The 18,948-nt window shown below is 65.5% G+C and carries 19 protein-coding genes; 6 read left to right on the top strand and 13 right to left on the bottom strand.

Features of this window, described 5'->3' with window-relative positions:
* The first annotated feature begins 56 nt into the window (after window positions 1-56).
* On the top strand, window positions 57-623 hold the full coding sequence (locus QOC76_RS29270; RefSeq protein ID WP_526363229.1) for a TetR/AcrR family transcriptional regulator: 567 nt from the start codon (window positions 57-59) through the stop codon (window positions 621-623).
* A complete protein-coding gene (locus QOC76_RS29275; protein ID WP_526363161.1) occupies window positions 620-2,863 on the top strand; it encodes a molybdopterin-dependent oxidoreductase in 2,244 nt (747 codons plus the stop codon). The genes QOC76_RS29270 and QOC76_RS29275 overlap by 4 nt, the downstream gene beginning before the upstream one ends.
* 12 nt (window positions 2,864-2,875) lie before the next feature.
* Here the strand turns inward: QOC76_RS29275 and QOC76_RS29280 are convergent, their stop codons facing one another.
* The 7 genes from QOC76_RS29280 to QOC76_RS29310 all read right to left on the bottom strand — a co-directional run bounded on the left by QOC76_RS29280 (window position 2,876) and on the right by QOC76_RS29310 (window position 10,274).
* Window positions 2,876-4,135, bottom strand: a complete 1,260-nt coding sequence (locus tag QOC76_RS29280; protein WP_526363163.1) for an ammonium transporter — start codon at window positions 4,133-4,135, stop codon at window positions 2,876-2,878.
* Between the two features lie 46 nt (window positions 4,136-4,181).
* Window positions 4,182-5,366, bottom strand: a complete 1,185-nt coding sequence (locus QOC76_RS29285; RefSeq protein WP_526363165.1) for a cytochrome P450 — start codon at window positions 5,364-5,366, stop codon at window positions 4,182-4,184.
* Window positions 5,367-5,609: 243 nt separating this feature from the next.
* Window positions 5,610-5,882 carry a DUF6295 family protein gene (locus QOC76_RS29290; protein ID WP_526363167.1) on the bottom strand — a complete coding sequence of 91 codons (273 nt, stop codon included), beginning with the start codon at window positions 5,880-5,882 and terminating at the stop codon, window positions 5,610-5,612.
* Between the two features lie 5 nt (window positions 5,883-5,887).
* Window positions 5,888-6,643 (bottom strand): dienelactone hydrolase family protein, encoded by a 756-nt coding sequence (locus QOC76_RS29295; RefSeq protein ID WP_526363169.1) that lies wholly within the window; start codon window positions 6,641-6,643, stop codon window positions 5,888-5,890.
* Window positions 6,644-8,192: 1,549 nt separating this feature from the next.
* Entirely contained in the window at window positions 8,193-8,618 is a 426-nt protein-coding gene (locus QOC76_RS29300) for a nuclear transport factor 2 family protein (RefSeq protein WP_526363171.1), read from the bottom strand.
* Between the two features lie 38 nt (window positions 8,619-8,656).
* Window positions 8,657-9,601, bottom strand: coding sequence for an SDR family oxidoreductase (locus tag QOC76_RS29305; RefSeq protein ID WP_526363173.1), 945 nt, complete (start codon window positions 9,599-9,601; stop codon window positions 8,657-8,659).
* Window positions 9,602-9,641: 40 nt separating this feature from the next.
* The gene (locus tag QOC76_RS29310) at window positions 9,642-10,274 is read right to left on the bottom strand and encodes an NADPH-dependent F420 reductase (RefSeq protein ID WP_526363175.1); all 633 of its coding nucleotides are present in this window, start codon (window positions 10,272-10,274) and stop codon (window positions 9,642-9,644) included.
* Window positions 10,275-10,370: 96 nt separating this feature from the next.
* Between QOC76_RS29310 and QOC76_RS29315 the strand changes: the two genes are divergently transcribed.
* Window positions 10,371-10,853, top strand: a complete 483-nt coding sequence (locus QOC76_RS29315) for a MarR family winged helix-turn-helix transcriptional regulator (protein WP_526363177.1) — start codon at window positions 10,371-10,373, stop codon at window positions 10,851-10,853.
* Between the two features lie 208 nt (window positions 10,854-11,061).
* Here the strand turns inward: QOC76_RS29315 and QOC76_RS29320 are convergent, their stop codons facing one another.
* Entirely contained in the window at window positions 11,062-11,622 is a 561-nt protein-coding gene (locus QOC76_RS29320; RefSeq protein WP_526363179.1) for a dihydrofolate reductase family protein, read from the bottom strand.
* Window positions 11,623-11,755: 133 nt separating this feature from the next.
* A complete protein-coding gene (locus QOC76_RS29325; protein ID WP_526363235.1) occupies window positions 11,756-11,944 on the bottom strand; it encodes a hypothetical protein in 189 nt (62 codons plus the stop codon).
* Between QOC76_RS29325 and QOC76_RS29330 the strand changes: the two genes are divergently transcribed.
* A complete protein-coding gene (locus QOC76_RS29330) occupies window positions 11,883-12,461 on the top strand; it encodes an FKBP-type peptidyl-prolyl cis-trans isomerase (protein ID WP_526363231.1) in 579 nt (192 codons plus the stop codon). The genes QOC76_RS29325 and QOC76_RS29330 overlap by 62 nt on opposite strands.
* Window positions 12,462-12,485: 24 nt before the next feature.
* Here the strand turns inward: QOC76_RS29330 and QOC76_RS29335 are convergent, their stop codons facing one another.
* Window positions 12,486-12,746, bottom strand: coding sequence for a hypothetical protein (locus QOC76_RS29335; RefSeq protein ID WP_526363181.1), 261 nt, complete (start codon window positions 12,744-12,746; stop codon window positions 12,486-12,488).
* Window positions 12,747-12,888: 142 nt separating this feature from the next.
* Window positions 12,889-13,209, bottom strand: coding sequence for a DUF1330 domain-containing protein (locus tag QOC76_RS29340; RefSeq protein WP_526363183.1), 321 nt, complete (start codon window positions 13,207-13,209; stop codon window positions 12,889-12,891).
* An 87-nt stretch (window positions 13,210-13,296) separates the two neighbouring features.
* Here QOC76_RS29340 and QOC76_RS29345 point away from each other — a divergent pair, with 87 nt between their 5' ends.
* Window positions 13,297-13,950, top strand: a complete 654-nt coding sequence (locus tag QOC76_RS29345; protein ID WP_526363185.1) for a hypothetical protein — start codon at window positions 13,297-13,299, stop codon at window positions 13,948-13,950.
* 17 nt (window positions 13,951-13,967) lie between these two features.
* Window positions 13,968-14,384: a hypothetical protein gene (locus QOC76_RS29350; protein WP_526363187.1), complete on the top strand. Its 417-nt coding sequence runs from the start codon at window positions 13,968-13,970 to the stop codon at window positions 14,382-14,384.
* Here the strand turns inward: QOC76_RS29350 and QOC76_RS29355 are convergent, their stop codons facing one another.
* Together QOC76_RS29355 and hrpA are read right to left on the bottom strand one after the other, a co-directional pair.
* Window positions 14,385-14,705 (bottom strand): EthD family reductase, encoded by a 321-nt coding sequence (locus tag QOC76_RS29355; RefSeq protein ID WP_526363189.1) that lies wholly within the window; start codon window positions 14,703-14,705, stop codon window positions 14,385-14,387. It lies immediately after the preceding gene.
* Between the two features lie 254 nt (window positions 14,706-14,959).
* Window positions 14,960-18,910, bottom strand: a complete 3,951-nt coding sequence (gene hrpA, locus QOC76_RS29360; protein WP_526363191.1) for an ATP-dependent RNA helicase HrpA — start codon at window positions 18,908-18,910, stop codon at window positions 14,960-14,962.
* Between the last annotated feature and the right edge of the window lie 38 nt (window positions 18,911-18,948).

Genomic DNA, 18,948 nt, shown 5'->3' on the forward strand with positions numbered 1-18,948 from the left:
AGCCGTCCGTTATGTATGCCATCATAAATAGCGTGGTCAGCAACCCGCGGGACCGGATGGTCGTATCGGCCGCACTGTTGATTCGCGAACGCGGTGCCCAGGCAACCGCGATCTCTGATGTGCTGAAGCACAGCGGTGCGCCGCGGGGATCGGCCTATCACTACTTCCCCGGCGGCCGGATGCAACTGCTCGAAGAGGCGACCGACTACGCCGGCGCCTACATCGCGGACAAGATCTCGGCTGCCGAAAGCGCCGTCGAACTGTTGGACGACCTGACGGAGTTGTACCGCAGGCAATTGATCCGAAGCGACTTTCGGGCCGGCTGTCCAGTCGTCGCGGTGACCGTCGAGGCAGGCGATCCAGACAATCCCGAGCGCGCGACGAAGGTCATCGAACGTGCCGCGGCCGCATTTGCGATGTGGACCGATCTCATCGGCCAACTTCTCATCGGCGAGGGCGTGAGCGCCGGGCGTGCGGAGGAACTGGCGATGCTGGTGACGACTTCGATCGAGGGCGCGATCATCGTGACCCGCGCATCCCGCGACGTGAAACCGCTCGATCTCGTGCAGCGTCAGCTCCGCACCCTGCTGGAAGCCGAGACGGCCGAAAGGAAATCCCGATGAGCGAAGCGTGGCAGTCGACCGCCTGCATCCTGTGCGAGTGCAACTGTGGCATCGTCGTGCAGCTCGAGGGCCGCACACTCGCCAAGATCCGCGGTGACAAGGAACATCCCGCGTCGCAGGGTTACACCTGCAACAAGGCGCTGAGACTCGATCACTACCAGAACAACCGCAGCAGGCTGACCTCTCCGATGCGCCGACGGCCCGACGGCAGCTATGAGGAAATCGACTGGGACACCGCGATCACCGAGATCGCCGACGGCTTCAAACGCATCCGCGACACCTACGGCGGCGACAAGGTCTTCTACTACGGTGGCGGCGGCCAGGGAAATCACTTGGGCGGCGCCTATTCCGGCGCATTCCTCAAAGCGATCGGCGCCCGTTACCGCTCGAATGCGTTGGCGCAGGAGAAGACCGGAGAAGCGTGGGTCGACGCGCACCTCTACGGCGGGCATACCCGCGGCGAGTTCGAGCACGCCGAGGTTTCGGTCTTCATCGGCAAGAACCCGTGGATGTCGCAGAGTTTCCCCCGCGCCCGCACCGTGCTCAACGAAATCGCCAAGGACCCTGCCCGGGCGATGATCGTCATCGATCCGGTGATCACGGATACGGCCAAGATGGCCGACATCCATCTGCGGGTACGCCCCGGCACGGACGCGTGGTGCCTGGCGGCGATGGCCGCCGTGCTGGTGCAGGAAAATCTGTGCAACGATGGGTTTCTGGCCGAGCACGTCAACGGCGCAGACGCCGTCCGCGAGTTGCTGCGGCAAGTCCCGGTCGCCGACTACGCCGAGCGCTGTGGGGTGGACGAGGAGTTGATCCGTAACGCGGTGCGGCGCATCGCCGCCGCAGACAGCGCAGCGGTCTTCGAGGACCTCGGAATCCAGCAGGCGCCCAACAGCACGCTGTGTTCGTATCTGAACAAGCTGCTGTGGATCCTCACCGGCAACTTCGCCAAACGCGGTGGTCAGCATCTGCATTCGGCGTTCGCGCCGCTGTTCACCTTCGGCGGCGTCGGACGGACACCCGTCACGGGCGCGCCGGTGATCTCCGGGCTGGTGCCCTCCAACGTTGTGCCGCAGGAGATCCTGACCGACCATCCCGACCGGTTCCGGGCGATGATCGTCGAGAGCAGCAACCCCGCCCACTCGGTCGCCGACTCCGCGGCGTGCAAAGAGGCGTTCGAGTCGCTGGAACTCATGGTGGTCATCGATGTCGCGATGACGGAGACGGCCCGGCTGGCCCACTACGTGTTGCCCGCAGCGAGCCAGTTCGAGAAGCCCGAAGCGACCTTCTTCAACCTCGAGTTCCCGCACAACACATTCCAGCTTCGGCATCCTCTCCTCGCGCCCCTACCTGGCACGTTGCCCGAGCCCGAGATCTGGGCACGCCTCGTGCGGGCGTTGGGTGTCGTCGAGGACGTCGACCTCATGCCGTTGCGCGAGGCCGCCGATCAGGGTCTTGATGCATACGCCCAGGCGTTCCTCGGAGCGGTCGGCGCCAATCCCGCCATGTCGAGGGTGCTGCCCTACGTCCTCTACGAGACGCTGGGTCCCACGCTGCCCGAGCATCTCAAGGGCGCCGCGGCCCTGTGGGGTCTTGCGCAGAGGACGGCGATGACGTATCCCGAAGCCGTGCGGCGCGCTGGTCACGCCGACGGCAACGCGCTTTTCGAGGCGATACTGAAAGGCCGTTCCGGTGTGACGTTCACGGTGCACGAATACGAGGACGACTTCGGGCTGATCGCCCACGCCGATCACAAGATCGCGTTGGAGATGCCCGAAATGCTCGATGAGATACGAGGATTGCGGGATGCGCGGTCTGCGCTGACGACGCTCGAGTTCCCCGTCGTGCTGTCGGCTGGTGAGCGACGTGCCTACACGGCCAACGACATCTTCCGCGACCCCAGCTGGCGCAAGCGCGACGGAGAGGGAGCGTTGCGCGTCAGCGTGGAGGATGCGCAGTCACTCGGTCTGGTCGCAGGTGGACGCGCCCGCATCACCACCGTGGCCGGCAGCGCCGAGGCGAGCGTCGAGATCAGCGAAGCGATGCTTCCCGGCCACGCGTCGTTGCCGAACGGGCTCGGCCTTGATTTCGTCGACGACGAGGGACAGACACACGTTCCCGGCGTTGCACCGAACGCATTAACGTCGACGGAATGGCGTGACGCTTATGCGGGGACGCCGTGGCACAAGCATGTGCCTGCCCGCATCGAGGCCGTAGAGGCCGCTGCCACCGCGTGATGACGAATGAAGTCAGCCGATGCCGGGCCGCTTCTGCGGTGCGCCGTGCACGCCTTCGGTGTAGGCGGTCTCCGCGTGCTGCGCGAGATCGATTCCGGAAATCTCGTCCTCACGCTCGATGCGGAATCCGAATGTTGCTTCGATGACCTTGCCGATGACGAACGAGACGATGAAGGCGTAAAGCGCGACCACCGGAATGGCCAGAGTCTGCTTGCCAAGTAGTGCCAGCCCGCCGCCGTAGAACAAGCCTTCAACGCCGCCGGACACCACCTCGGCGGCCAGCAGTCCGATCAGGAAGGTGCCGACGACGCCGCCGACGAAGTGGACACCGACGACGTCAAGCGAGTCGTCGTAGCCGGCCTTGAACTTCCAACCGACTGCGTAGGAGCACACCACACCCGCCGCCAGCCCGATCGCAAAAGCGCCGAGTGGTGCGACGAATCCGCACGACGGAGTGATCGCCACCAACCCCGCGATCACTCCGGATGCTGCTCCGAAGGTCGTCGGCCGACCGTCTCGGACACGTTCGACAAAGATCCAGCCCATCATCCCGAGGCACCCTGCGATCAGCGTGTTGAGGAAAACCACCGACGCCTTGCCGTCCGCGGCGAGCGCCGAACCTGCGTTGAATCCGAACCAGCCGAACCACAGCAGCCCGACGCCGAGCAGAACGAACGGCAGGTTGTGTGGTCGCATCGCCTCGGACTTGAATCCGATCCGCGGACCGAGCACAAGCGCCAACGCCAATGCAGACGCCCCGGACACGATCTCGACGACGAGACCGCCCGCGTAGTCGACGGTGCCCAGCGACGCGAGCCAGCCGTTGGGCCCCCACACCCAGTGCGCGACGGGTGCATAGATGGCGACGGTCCAGACGGCGATGTAGATCATCCATGCCGAGAACCGGGCGCGGTCGGCGATCGCGCCACAGATGAGTGCGGCCGTGACGATCGCGAAGCCGAGCTGAAACGTCACGAAGAGCAATTCCGGAATGCCGGACCGAACGGTGGTCGGGTCGATGCCGAGTAGCCCGAAGTGGTCGAGGTTGCCGATGAGACCGCTGCCGGCGTCCGGGCCGAATGCCAACGAATAGCCGGCGAGCAACCACACGATCGTGACGACCGGGATGGAGATGAAGCACATCATGATGATGTTGAGTACGCCCGTCGACCGCACCATGCCGCCGTAGAAAATGGCCAGACCCGGCGTCATCAACAGGACCAGCGCTGTGCAGGCAAGCAGCCAGGCGGTTGCGGCAGGGTCGATCTCCATCGGTGACTCCTTTGTCTTTCGCAAACGCTCGCCAGATTATGGCGTGCTAGCGGTGATAGCGAACAGGAACCCCTCGATGCGGCAACAAGACGATTCCGCGACGAACCTGTCGATCCTGCGTCTCGTGCACGGCTTCGAATCGGCCGGAGCGCAGTAGCGTCTGGAGCACGACCGTGAGCTCGAGAGTGCTGAAGCTGGCGCCGAGGCAACGCTTGATTCCGCCGCCGAACGGGATCCATGCGTAGGTCGGCGGGCTCGTCTTCAGGAATCGCTCCGGTCGGAACTCATGCGGGTGGTCGTACGTCGCAGCATCGAGGTTCACCTCGCCGATGTGCGGGACGATGCGCGTTCGGGCCGGCACCGTGTACCCGCCGAGCTGATAGTCCCCGGCGGTGTAGCGCCCGGTGAAGGGGGAGGGGGGCCGGAAACGAAGCGTCTCGTTGATCACCGCCTGCACATACGCCGTCGGTCCGGCCGCCTCGGCCTCCTCCTGCACCGCGGCCAGCTCGTGTGGGTGGTGCAGCAACAAGTCGATCATCCACGCCAGTGTCGTGGCGGTCGTCTCGTGGCCGGCCAGCACCAGCGTCACGAGGTCGTCGCGAATCTCCTTGTCGGTCAAGTACTCGCCGTCCTCGCTGCGAATGCTGAGCAACAACGACATGATGTCGGTGCGCTCGCGCAGATCGGGTTCCCGGCGTCTGGTGGCGATCATCGGTGTCAGCAGGTCGTCGATACCCTGGTTCGCGCGGTCGAGCCGGGGCCACCGCTTCAAGCCGCCTACCGAGTGCAGGGCGACACGCAGGATCAGTTGCTCAGAGGACCCGAGATCCAACAGCGCCTCGAAAGGACGACCGAGCCGGTTGCGCTCGTTGCGGTCTTCGACGCCGAACATGACCCGGACGATTATGTCGAGAGCGAGGTCGCGCGCCGCGCGCAGCATCGTGAACGGCTCGTCTCGCGGCCAGGACGCCAGCGCGTGCTGGGTGCTGTCCTCGATGATCGGCCGGTAATTTTCCAGAGCCCTGCCGTGCAGCGGCGGCGTCATCAGTTTCCGCCGCCGAAGGTGCTCGGGTTCTTCTTGAACGAACATGGAGCCCGTTCCATAGATGAGCGCCGAAGGACGAACGCCCTTGCCGCCGAGCAAAATGTCGGGCTTCTCGGTGAACACCTGCTTGACCAACTCGGGGTCCTTGATGAGGACCACCGGGATGCCCGGTAGCGGAATCGACACGATGGGCCCGTACACGGCGAACAGGCGCCGTATCAACCACTCTCCGGCGAGCAGATATCCGGCACCGCAAGCGGCTGCGACAAACGGGCGCAGTGGCGCGATTGCGCGTGGGCCCGGCGGTCGTTGCTCGGCGGCAGCCGTCGCGGTGTCTCTGATGATGTCCGACCTTACGGTATGGCAGAGCGTGGGCGAGTGGATGAAACGTCACCGTGACGAATCAACGAAATGCGGCCTGCTCGTCGGTTATTGATCCCTGGACGCAAGGCCGGCGGGGGCGGAATCGAGCGCGCGATGGATCGCGTCGGCCAGCGCCAGCGCGGTCTCTTCGGTAAGTTCCAGCGCCACGCGCGCAGACGGGCCGAGCGCGGGGTTCTGCATGTCGATGTTGAGCGTGTGGCCGTACGGCGCGTGAACCGGGTGATCGACATAGACGGTCGCCTCACTGGCGGAGAACCAACCGTTGGCGCCTTTGCCGCTGCCGTCGACCACGATCTTCTCCGTGAGATACGTGCACATGCGAATCAGCCTTTCAAGTGGGTGCCGAAGAACTCGTTGATCCGGCGCCAGCCATCGACGGCCGCGTCGACCCGGTAGGCCGGGCGGTCGACCGAGAAGAAGGAGTGGCCGGCGCCCTCGTAAGAAATGAAGGTGTGGTCCTTGCCGAGCCGGCTCAACTCGGAGTCGAGGGTGGCGACCGACTGGGGCGGCGGGTAGCGGTCGTCGTCACCGAACAGCCCGAGCAGCGGACAACTGAGATTCGGCGCCAGATTCATGATGGGTTGCATCGCCCGCGGCATCCCTTCCGGCGCCTCTTCGACGACAAAGGCGCCATAGCAGTCGACCGCGGCGTCGATCGTCAGGGAGCAGGCGGCCAGGAAGGTTTGCCTGCCGCCCGAGCAGTGGCCGATGACCCCGATCTTGCCGTTGGCGCCGTCGAGGCCGCGAAGGTATTCGGCGGCCCCCGCGACATCGCCCACCAGTCGCTCGTCGGGCACTCCGCCCGCAGCGCGAACGGTCGCAGCCGCGTCATCCGGATCAGCGCCGGGAGCTTCGCGCGAATACAGGTTCGGTGCTACGACCTGGTAGCCGTCGACGGCCAGGCGGCGGACGAATTCCTTGGTCTCGCGGTCGTATCCCGGCATGTGGTGGATCCACACCACGCCGCCCCGCGGACCGGGCTCGAGCGGGATGGCGCGATAGGCCTCGATCTCGTCACCGTTGTGGCCCTTGATGGTGATGGTCTCGGCTTGGATCGCATCAGGGCTGACTGAACTCATCGCTGCGTCCCTTCGTGTGTGTCGCCGCTCGCGTGCGACTCCAAGTTAGCCGGTGCTCCATGGCTGTGGTCGCCGGGTGCTTCGTGGCACTTGATTATGACTTGTGTGTACCGAAAGACGTTGATGCGCAGTAAAATACGTCACAGTGACGATTTCGGCGTGGGTGTCTGGATGACCCATTTGGCACTTCTGAGGGGAGTGGCACCGAAAGCCAGCCGACTCCGTCTTTCAGTGACTCTGTTCCGGTAAGAAAAGTGTCCAATCATCGAGATGGCATGGCGGTCTCGGCGCTGAGCATGCCATGCCGCCCGAGCACGTTCAAAGGCCAAAACGCCGACATTAAACCCACGCCAGTCGGGGGTTCGGCGCTGGAAGCGGTTCATCGGCGCCAAGCTCACCGCATTTCGCCGGTAGCGAAGGTAGACGATCCGGGAGGAGGCAAAAGCCACCGAGAAGCGTTGCGCTGCCTCAATCGACGACTCTCCGAAGACGTCTACCGCCAACAGATGCGCGACGCAGCCAGACTTGGGGCAGACCCGGGAGGACACTCGGGGGCGACTACAACATCCAGCACGGCCAGCTCAAACCCCGCATACTGACGCTTCGGACAAGTCACTTCCCGGGCCCGCCAGCAGCCTCCCTACAACCGACCCCGATACCGGGCTCTTGACACAGCGAGGCGCTGTCTAGGCCAGCACCTTCTTCATCTTCTTCGACATTTTCTGCGGATTCTTGGCCAGCTTCTTCAGCCTCTTCGACAGTTTCTTCATCTTGTTGGGCATTGAGGGTCCTCCCATAACGAGTCTTTTCGCTGGTGAAGCACACTGTGCCAAACGGCCGGGGGCCACGCGTCGTCCTGGTAGCTGAAAAGTACGATTACCGAACGGACCCACCGGGACAAGGGCCGTCCCTTCGCCACGGGGACATAGCCCCCACGAAAACGCTCAGGTCCTCCCGCAATCGGGCAGGCGCCTCAGCGCCTGATCCCACACGGCCCGCCGGTGTCCGACAAATACGCGGGAACGGGATGCACCCCGCCTACGAAGAAGCCGTCGCTATCCCAGCATCGATTCTGGCACCATTGCGAAGATGGATGCGCCTTCGGGGCCGCAGTGGCCGATAGCCGGCGTGCTGTGCGCTATGCGCCAATAGCCCTGCGCCACAGGACAATTCGTCACTGTGACGTATTACCGGCGGCACAGGGGAGAGCGAGGATGGGCGGTCCATTTGCGACCACGGGGCCGACCGCCAGGGGCATGCTCAAGGCTTCACCTAACGCCCGAATCATTCATAAAGTGATTGACCTGGATGGCAACCTCCATGCAAGGAGCCCGCTGGAGAGTTGAGTACCCGAAATCTGCGTCGTGACGTGGTCAGATCGGCGACTCGTCAAGGACTGCGAGCACTTTGCATCTAATGCAACTCACCACCTTTTGCCGATAAGCCACATTATGTCAACTTGGCGAGCGGTGGTCCGCCGAGCAGCGTCCCCCGCCACTCTCCCGATCGTGGTCTGCTGCCGGAGGAAGACCGGGCACGGTCTTCGTCGTTACTCCCCGTTCGTGCGCAGTTCCCAGGGCTGCATGCCCAGTACGTCCGCAAGGTTCCGCTGCAGCGCGACGCCGGACGGCAGCGTGCGGTAAAAGATGCTCACCTCGGCGATCTTGCCGTCCGCGTCGAGCAGGACGAAAAATATGCCGTTGACCGCGGCGTCTCCGACTTGCAGCCGGAAGTGTGCAGCGTGGTGCGTTCCGCCACTGAGGACCTCCATATAGGTGTCGTCGGACGACAGTCTGTTGACGGTCTTTATGGTTTCCACGGCGGCCTCGCGGCCGGTGACTGGCTCATCGCCGAACGGGCCGTACAGCACCACGTCCTCAGCGAGCAAACGGGTGAGGGTGTCTTTGTCTGCGCCGCCGTGGATGCAGTCGACGAAGGACTCCAAGGTGTCGCGGTGCGGGGCGAACGTGGTCATGGCTACTCCTCGCGATGTGTGAGACATGGTGGTTGCGCCTAGGCCCTCAGCTGGCCGGAGAAGTAATGGCCGTTGTCCAAATCGGCGAGCAGGCTGGGCTGCGTGGGTTCCCAGCCGAGGGTGCGGCGCGTGATGAGGTTGGATGCCGGCAGGGACATCGTGACCAGATTCGTGAACATTCCGAAATATCCCGGCAGCATCAGTACGTCCGCGGGAACGCTCACGGTGGGCAGGCCAAGACGGCTGCCAATGGCCTCGGCGATCTCGCGGAACGGGATGCCCCCGTCCTCGATCGCGTGCCAAGATCTGCCAGCCGGACCCTTCTCCAGCGCCAAGCGGAACAAGGAGGCGACATCGCGGATGTGCACGGCGCCCCACAGGTTCGCGCCGTCTCCGGGGTAGCCGGCGAAGCCCTTCTCCTTTGCGAGCGCGATCAGCCCCGGGAGGAAGCCGGCACTATCGGTCGTGCTGTGCGCGATGGTGGGAAGCCGCACGACCGAAGACCGCACTCCCCTCTCGGCCAGGCCGACTACGGCGGTCTCCACGGCGTTACGGAACCGCAGTGTTCCCTTGTACTCATCGCCGCTGGGAAGGGCCGGGTCCTCCTCGGTGGCCGGCCGCCCCAGGTTCCCGGGCGAGCCCATACTGCCCGCCGCGACCAGCGGTTTTCCGATTCCCGTGAGTGCCTCGCCGTACGCGAGGATGACTGGGAGCTCCGCTGCGGTCACGGCGTCGATCCCGCCGGACGGAAGCAGGTCTTGCCTGTGCGCGACGTGGATGACACCGTCGGAGTCCGCGGCCGCCTCCTTGAGCCCGTCGAGGTCCTCGAGGCTGCCGCGACGCACCTTGGCGCCGAGCGCGGACAGGACCGCCGCGGCGGTGTCCGACCGGGCCAGCCCGGTGACCTCGTGCCCGGCGGCGATGAGCTCGGGGATGATGTACGAACCGGAGTGGCCGGTCCCACCAGCGATGAAAACGCGCATGCTGCTGTCCTTCTGAGGGTAGGTGGAGGTTCGGGTGCGCTCAGCTGAGAACGTTGACGCCGAGGAAGAAGTTGGTGTGCTTGACGGAGTTGGCGACCAGGCCCATCTCCAGCAGGCCGGCGTTCTCCAGTGCCCGCGCCATTAGCAGCTGACCGGCGTCCATCGGGCGCAATCCCAGGCTCTCGATGAACGCCGACACCCGTGCCTTCGCCTGCGCGTCGTCGCCGGCGATGAACACGTCCAATGGGCGACCCTCGACTGGGCCGGCCGCCAGAACATTGGAGAACAGGGTGTTGAACGCCTTGACCACATGCGCGCCTGCGGGGGCGGCCTTGGCGATCTCCTGCGCGCCGGAACTGCCCTCGGGGGTGACGAAGCCCTTGATATCGGGGGTAACGGGGTTGGTGATGTCGATGATGACCTTGCCGTTCAGAGCGTCCCCGTACTCGCTAACCACCGCCGCCGCGCTGGCGTACGGCACGGCGAGGATAACGATGTCCCCGGCCGGCGCGGTGCCGGCCGTCCCGACAGTGGCGCCGCCGAACGCGGCGGCCAACTCCTTGGCTTTCACCTCGTCGCGGCCGATGATCTCGACTGCGTTGCCGCCTGCAAGTGCCCGGTCGGCCAGTGCGCTGGCCATGTTCCCCAGGCCGATGATGCTGATGCTGCTCATGATGTTCCCGTCTTGGTTGACGAACGAAAAGGTTGACTCCTCAACCGTATGCACGAATTGATGATGCGTCAACCAATCGGGGTAGCATGGAGGCCAATGAAACCGAAGTGGCTGAACGCTCGTGAAGACCGTGCATGGCGAGCCTTCATGCACGCGCACCATCAGCTCGTCGTGCACCTGAACCGGGGCTTGCAGGAATCCGGCCTGTCCGGGGCCGACTACGAGGTCCTTGCGGTGCTCTCGGCTCTCGACGGGGACCGCATGCCCGCCCGCGACCTGTGCAGCGCACTTGGCTGGGAGAAGAGCCGTGTCTCCCACCAGCTGCGGCGCATGGAGAAGGACGGGCTGATCAGCCGCGAGCCCAACCCCGACGACGCCCGCAGCACCCTGGTCTGCCTGCTGCCGGCCGGCCGCGCCGCCATCGAGAAGGCGGCGCCGGGGCACGTGGAGGACGTCCGCCGGAACTTCATCGACCTGCTTACCCCGGCTGAGCTCGACATGCTCGCCACCCTCAACGAACGAGTCCTGCACCACCTGGCCACAAACTACGACTCCCCCGCCGAAGACGAGCCTTCATAACCTTCATCAGCCGTGAGCAGTTCGCCCCATCCCACACTGCTACCACCGGTAATGCTCAGTTACGAAGGTCGAAAGTTGCCATGTCTTATTGCCACACAACGCGCAGGGAATACGGCGGAATCGAATACGGAGGGTTACCAGTAGGCGGAGCCGTCGTTCCATAACCCGTGGACTGCCACCACTCGCCCGATCGTGACCGGTCGCCGGCTCAGCGCGTGCGTTGATAGCGAAGGTAGACCGCACCCGTGCCGAAAGTCCGGGACTCGATGAGCCGCAAGTCGAGACGTTTTGCAAGCGGCGGGAAGTACGGGGTGCCGCCACCAAGAACGACCGGGTTGACGAACTGGCGGTACTCATCGATCAGGTCCTCGGCGATGGCGGCCGCGGCGAGGATCGCCCCGCCGATGGACACCACGCCCTCACCGGGCTGGTCTCGCAGCCGGGCGACCTCGGTGACGACGTCGTCGGCGGCCAGCCGCGCGTTGCCTTCCACCGAATTCAGCGTTCGGGAGAACACCACCTTCGGGATCGCCCGCCAGATCCCGGCGAATTCGAGGTCCGCGTCGCCGGACATGGTCTGCTCGGCGGTCTCCCATACCAGCATGTCCTCGTATAGCCGCCGCCCACATAGGTACGCGGCGATGTCGCGGGTCTGCTCGATGTGGAAGCGCATCAGCCCGGCGTCAGGATCCCCCCAGCCGATGTCACCATCCGGTCCGGCGATGAAACCGTCCAGCGACACGCTCATCGAGTACATCACGGGCAGCATCAGGGTTCTCCTTCGCGACGGTAGGGGTAGTCGTCTTGCCGCACTCCCCCGAGATACCGACACGTTGATCGGCAGGTAACCACCGTGGGAAGCCTTCGGTCTCCTACCCTCCAAGCCGTTCGTTGTGTTCCGATCAGATAGACCTCGACGGCAGGACGAATTCATCGATCTCGTGCACGGCTGTAGCGTGAGCGACCGTGAACTTCTCTCGAATGTCTTCCTCCGTCGCGTTCGCCGGGTGTGCCGCGTCCTTCATCCTGATGGTCACCGCGTGCGGCTCCGACACGGACACGTCGTCGGCAAGCACGTCGTCCGCGCTCACGTCCTCCACTGTCGACGTGAGCACGGCGTCCACCACCGAAACGGCCACCGCTGCCGGCACGTGCCCAACGGCGGCACCGCAGGGCGGAGGCACACCCGAGTGGACGCTGCCCGGGGCTACCGGCAGCGTCGCGGTCACCGGATCCACGGATACGACGGCGCCAAGCGTCAAGGTGGACGGTCCGTTCAGCGTGACCGAGACGCAGGTGCACACGTTGCGGGCCGGTGAAGGGGCGGTCGTCGCGGACACGGCAACGGTTTCGGTCTGCTACATGGGCGTCAATGGACGTGACGGGACCGTGTTCGACAGCAGCTACGAACAGGGCGCCCCGGTCGATTTCCCGCTCGATCGCGTCGTGCCGGGCTTCCAGAAGGCCATCGCCGGACAGAAGGTGGGGTCCACGGTCGCCGTCGCCATGACCTCTGCCGACGGCTACCCTGAAGGCCAGCCCAGCGCGGGTATCCAGCAGGGAGACACGCTCGTCTTCGCGATCAAGATCCTCAGCGCCTCGACATGAGTCACAAGGTCTCGCCGTGTCCGGCTAATTGCGTACCGATCGAGGCGGTAGGTCGACACCGATCTCGTCGCAGATCGGCGGAATGATGATCAACGCTCCGCGCGGGCTGCAGAACGGTGTGCCCGGCGGCGGCGGCTCCAGGGGCGCCGCAGGCGCGACCGGCGCTGGCGGGGCCACCTGATGAGGTACGCCAGACCACGGATAGATCGTGCTGCTGTCGACGTCGACGATGCCCTCGGAGTTCCAGTACCCGTCGTGGCAGACGTTCCAATCCCAGCTCAGCACTTGGCTGCCCGGTATGGCGGGGTCGCCGGGACCACCAGTGGGTACAGGTCATCCCCTGCGGGCAGTTCCCACCTTGATAGCTGGGCCCCTCCGCTGTCGAGGTGCCCGCACCCAACAACGACAGGAGGGTTGGCTGCAATCACTAAGGCTTGAGCAGCGGTCGCAGGTCGTCGAGGCGGTCGAACAGGTGCCAGATGTAGGACGACGAACCAGCCTCCCGGTGGGCGTGCAGATCGGCGAGTTCGGGCTCGTCGCAGTAGCTTTGGAACGCATCCTTCGAATCCCACTCGACGAGAATCAGCACCTTGCGCGGTTCGATGTCGCCGGTGATCGATTCGCGGAACTGGCCGAGGGCGACGACGCGACCGCCGTGCTTGGCGACCTCTTGGGGTGAGCGCTTCGAGTACGCGAGATACTCGTCGCGGTTGGCGATATCGAACAGGTTCAGCGCATACACCGTCACCGGCGTGACAGTACACCGCGGGTGCCCACCCTTCCGCCGCATGAAATTGGCGGTGGAGCGGCTCACCGATCGCTCGATAATTGAGTGATGTCCCTCGTGGGTGAATGCGCACTCGTAGAGCAGGCGATCCAGCGGGCTGCGGCTTTGGTGTCCCCGCACGCGCCTACTTCCGGAGGCGTCGGGCTTGGCGACATCGAGGCTGCGGCGCGATCCACGAATGCCACAGCGCAGATGACAAACGGTTCGTCGGGAGTGCTGATCGCCGTGCACAGGAGGTTCGCGGTCGATAATGCGGCCGCGTTGAGTGCGTCCGGGTACGCCGACAGCGCGCTGCAAGCGCGTATGGAAACCGCCGCCGCACTCACCCACGCAGGAGCTCGACGCCTGACCGCGATCGCGGCTCGAGCCCAAGCGACTCTGCAAGCCGGCGCGGGTGCGACATCACCGGCAGCGCAGCGCGTCATCCTGACGGCACTACGCGCACAACTGGTTAACGCCGCCGAGGTCGTCGACTCGGTCAGCCAACACGGCGCCGATATCGCCGGAGACGTCCGGGCTCTTCAATACGAGCTACCCAGTTCTCCTCCCGCGCTGGAGCCACAACTTCCGACCGGGCCGATCGTGTGGTGTTTGAGGCCGAAAGGGACATTCGGCTTCTACAGATGTTCCATCCTGTATTCCGATCTCGGTGTCGGAACATACTGGAGCCCAACCGACGACACTGGCGGATCGTTGCCGTGATCTCTGGGGAGGAATAAGTGAGCGACTCAGCAGACGATGATGCGGCGGGCGACGCCCTGCGGCGGTATGCCTTCCATATGGATCCGCAGGTGACATCGACCGGGGATACGTGGACCGCGTCGTATCCCGGTGCGGACTGGTCGGTTTCGGGTCGCAGCAGCCAGGAGGCGTTGCGACGGCTGGGCGAGGAATTCGTCCGGCGACAGAACGACGGCGAGGACCCACTTGCCTATGCTGATCAGCTATATCGCCGGCACCTGCGTGAACCGGTGCCCGGTGTCTATGCCGTCGACAACGAGCTGTATCGCGAACTCGTACATGCGCCCGCAGCCGAACGGCAACGCACAGTCAAAGAGGCTGAGCGCAGACGGCGGTTGGGCCAGTCGTACACGCTGTTCGACTATCAGCGTGAGCAGGGGACCTCTCCTACCTGATCAGCTCTGGGGCACTTCGATGTCGGAGAACAGCACGCGCACACCACCCGTCGACAATCGCGCCATCGCCTCGAAGAACGCGGCGGCCTCCGGTGTGGTCACCGCGTCGCTCGCAGCGGAGTAGTCCGGGTAGTACAGGTCGATCGAGCGATATGCGGGCGTCGGGCTGCCATCTTCCTTCGGCCACACCTTGGACGTTTCGAACCGGATGTGTCCCGGTATCCGCCGAGCGGCCTCGAGCTGCTCCGACGCATATGCGGCCTCGAAGGCGTCCGGGTCGGTGGGATTGTCGTAGATGACCGTGATCTTCGTCTCGGACAATGGATTTGCCTCGCATCGCTGTCGGCGGATTGAACCAGTGCCGTGGCAAGTCTACGAGGTACACGTGCCCCGGCGATGGTCTTACTTCGTTTGTCCACGGTCTGTTCCTTTGCAGTCGCGCCGCCTGATGCGGTGTTGCCAGCAGTACACAGAAACCGGATCGCTACCGATCCCAAAAATCACGCGGAGCCGGGCTTGTCCACACTGGTCACGACTCCCCCGCTGTTCCCTTCGTGCGGCGACAGCGCTGAGGCTCAACCGCCGGCGGCTGCGTCGATCGCCCGGCGGATCCGCTGTTCGCTCACCGGATGCGGAGTGCCGAGCTGCTGGGCCCACAGGCTTACCCGCAACTCCTCGATCTGCCAGGCGATGTCGCGCACGTCGGCGGCTTGCTGCCGGCCCGACGGCAACGCGCGAACCACTTCTTCGTAGGCGTCCTCGACCGCGTGCACTTGCCTCATCCGTTGCCGGTCGGCCTCGATCCCGTGGGGCAACCGGTCGAGGCGTCGGTGAATTGCTGTCATGTAGCGGAGCAGATCGCCGAGCCGCGCGCGACCGGTCACCGTGACGAACCCGGGCGGCATGAGCCGATCGAGCTGCGCGCGGATGTCCTCGATCGCCTCGGCCTGGCCTTGCGACGGTTGCGCGGGCAGCAGCAGTTGCACGTCGTGCACGGCGGCGAGCACTTTCGCGACGCGCCCGACTATGTCGGCGGTCGTCGATACGAGATCCTTCGCCACTCGGTCGCGCAGCGCCGAAAACTCGGCCCTGGTCCACGCCGGCCCCGGCACCAGTACGTCGGCCGCAGCGTCGGCGCAGTCTTCGAGCAATGCAGGCAGGGAACCGTCCGGGTTCGTGCCGAGTGTCAGGCGAGTACGCAGATCCAGCTGCCGCTCCACCGCTTTGACCGGAGACGCCACGCTCAACCGCACCAATCGCCGCGTACCGGGGCCCATCGCCCTGGACTGCTCGGCGGACGTCGGAAACACACGCAGATCGACCGCCCCGCCGGCGTCGACGAAGCCCGGAAAGCCTCGAACCGCCCGCCCGCCGACCGTTCGCTCGACGACCCGCGGGACCTCGTCGACGTCGTCGGGCCATGCACGCCGACCCGTCCGTTCCAGGTCGCCGCCGACGGCTCGCGCGACGGCGTGTTGCGCCGGTGCGGCCAGCCGCTCCTGAAGTGCCGTGAGGTCCTTGCCCATGGCGACCTCGGCGCCGTCCGCGGATTCGACGGCGAACGTCACCCGCAGGTGTGGCGGCAGCCTGTCCAGGTCGAACGCGTCGATCGGCACCAGAACGCCGCTGCGACGGCGCAGTTCGCGCTGCAGCGCCTCCAGCAGCGGCTCTGTCGCCGGGTCGATCGCGCCCATCACAGCGCGTGCGGTGTCGGGCGCCGGAACGAAGTTGCGGCGCAGATTCTTCGGCAGCGAGCGGATGAGTTCGGTGACCAACTCCTCCCGCAGCGCGGGCACCTGCCACGCGAATTCGTCGCCACCCAGTCGGGCCAGCACGTCGATCGGAACGTGCACCGTGACGCCGTCATGGGCGGCTCCCGGCTCGAATCGGTACGAGAGGGGCAGCGCGACATCGCCCGCCCGCCAGGTGTCCGGCCGGTCGGCGCCTGCCCCGTCGTCAGCGCGTAACAGGTCATCGCGGGTGAACGTCAGCAGCTCTGGTGTCTTGTGCCGCTGCTTCTTCCACCACGCATCGAAGTGCCGCGCGGACACGACGTCTGCGGGGATGCGGGCGTCGTAGAGCGCGTAGACCTCGTCGTCCCCGACCACCAGGTCACGCCGGCGGGCACGCTCCTCCAGTTCTTCGAGCTCCGCGCGCAGCCGCGTGTTGTCGCGGAAGAAGTGGTGGCGGGTCTGCCACTCCCCCTCGACCAGTGCGTGCCGGATGAACAGCTCGCGGGCCAGCTGCGGCTCGATCGGGCCGTAGTCGATGCGCCGACGAGCCACGATCGGCAGTCCGTACAGCGTCACCCGCTCGTAGGCCATCACCGCGCCGCGCTGCGCGTCCCAATGCGGCTCGCTGTACGTGCGCTGCACCAGATGGGCCGCAACGCGTTCGACCTCCTCCGGTTGGATGCGGGCCGCTGTGCGTCCGTACAACCGGCTGGTCTCGACCAGGTCGGCGACGACGATCCAGCGCGGCGGACGTTTGGTCAGCACGGATCCCGGTGCCAGCACGAACCGCGAGTTGCGCGCGCCCAGAAACTCCGGCAGGTTCGCTCCTCGCGTGCGCGGCGCCGACTTCGCTCCACGCGTGCGCGGCTGCGAATCACCTTCCCGCATACCGATATGCGACAACAGTCCGGCGGTCACCGCTGCATGCACCCGCGCGGCATCCGCAGGCTCGTCCTGCTCACGGATGCCCATGTCGCGGGCGATGCTGCGTAGCTGCCCGGCCAGGTCCTGCCATTCGCGGACGCGCAGGTAGTGCAAGAACTCCTCGCGACACATACGCCGAAAAGAGTTTCCGGACCGCTCTTTTCGTTGTTCTCCGAGATATCGCCACAGGTTCAGGTAGGTCAGGAAGTCGGAGTGTTCGTCGGCGAAGCGGGCGTGCTTCTGTCGAGCGGCCTCCTCGTTGCCGGCGGGTCGTTCACGCGGATCCGGGATCGCCAGCGCTGCGGCGATCACGAGCACTTCGCGCACACATCCTTCGGCCTCGGCCGCCACGATCATCCTGGCCAGCCGCGGGTCGATCGGCAGCTGTGCGATTCGACGGCCGACGGGCGTGATCGCACCGTCGTTGTCGAAGGCGCCGAGCTCCTGCAGGAGTTGGACGCCGTCGCGAATGCTTCGTTGCTCCGGTGGATCAAGGAACGGGAAGCTCGCCATGTCGCCGAGTTGGAGCGCCGCCATCCGCAGGATCACCGCGGCGAGATTCGTGCGCAGGATCTCGGGGTCGGTATAGCGCGGCCGTGATTCGAAATCGTCCTCGGAGTACAGGCGGATGCACACGCCCGGCGCCACGCGTCCGGAACGCCCCGCGCGCTGGGCGGCGGACGCCTGCGAGATGGGTTCGATCGGCAACCGCTGCACCTTCGTTCTGCGGCTGTAGCGTGAAATCCGTGCGGTGCCCGGGTCGACGACGTACCGGATCCCCGGCACCGTCAGCGATGTCTCGGCGACATTGGTCGCGAGCACGACTCGCCGACCCGTGTGCGGAGCGAAGACTCGCTGTTGTTCGGCGGTCGGCAGCCGCGCGTAAAGCGGCAGTACCTCGGTGTTCTTCAGATGCCGCAAAGCGTCTGCAGTGTCGCGGATCTCGCGCTCACCCGACAAGAACACCAGAACGTCGCCGGGCGGCTCCTTCTCGAGTTCGCCGATGGCGTCGATGATCGCCTCGGTCTGGTCGCGCGACTCGGTGCGCACGACTTCATGGTCTGGATCGTCGGGGTCGTCGTCATCAGGTGACGCGACCGGAACTTCCAGTGGGCGGTAACGGATCTCGACCGGATAGGTGCGCCCCGACACTTCGACGATCGGCGCGACGTCGAAGTGCGCCGCGAAGCGCTCCGGCTCGATGGTCGCCGAGGTGACGATCACCTTCAGGTCGGGCCGTTGCGGCAGCAGCTCGCGCAGATAGCCGAGCAGGAAGTCGATGTTGAGGCTGCGCTCGTGGGCCTCGTCGAGGATGAGGGTGTCGTACCGCAACAGGCGGCGATCACGCTGCATCTCGGCGAGCAGAACGCCGTCTGTCATGAGCTTGACCAGCGTGCGGTCGCTGACCTGATCGGCGAACCGGACGGTGTAGCCGACCGTCTCCCCCAGCGGTGTGCCCAGCTCGTCGGCGATGCGCTGGGCCACGGTGCGTGCGGCCAGCCGTCTGGGCTGGGTGTGGCCGATCGTGCCGCGGATACCTCGGCCGATATCGAGGCAGATCTTGGGCAGCTGAGTCGTCTTGCCCGACCCGGTCTCCCCCGCGACAACCACGACCTGATGTGTCCGGATCGCGTCGGCGATCTCTTGTCGCCGCTGGCTGACCGGCAGGTCCGGGTACGAGATGTTCGGGACGGCGGCTTGGCGGGTGGCGACGAGCGCTTCTGCCGCGGCGATCTGTTCGGCGAGTGGCAGCAGCTTCTCGGGATTCGCGCCGCGGAGGTTCTTCAGGCGCCTGCCGAGCCGTGCGGCGTCGCGGATGGTCAGACCGTCGAGGCGTCGGCGCAGCTCCCCGACGGACGTTTCGGCCACTCCCGTCAGGGTAGTCCTCGGCGGTTGCCGCAACGCCC

The sequence above is a fragment of the Mycobacterium sp. genome, from assembly GCF_032159565.1.
GTDB lineage: Bacteria > Actinomycetota > Actinomycetes > Mycobacteriales > Mycobacteriaceae > Mycobacterium.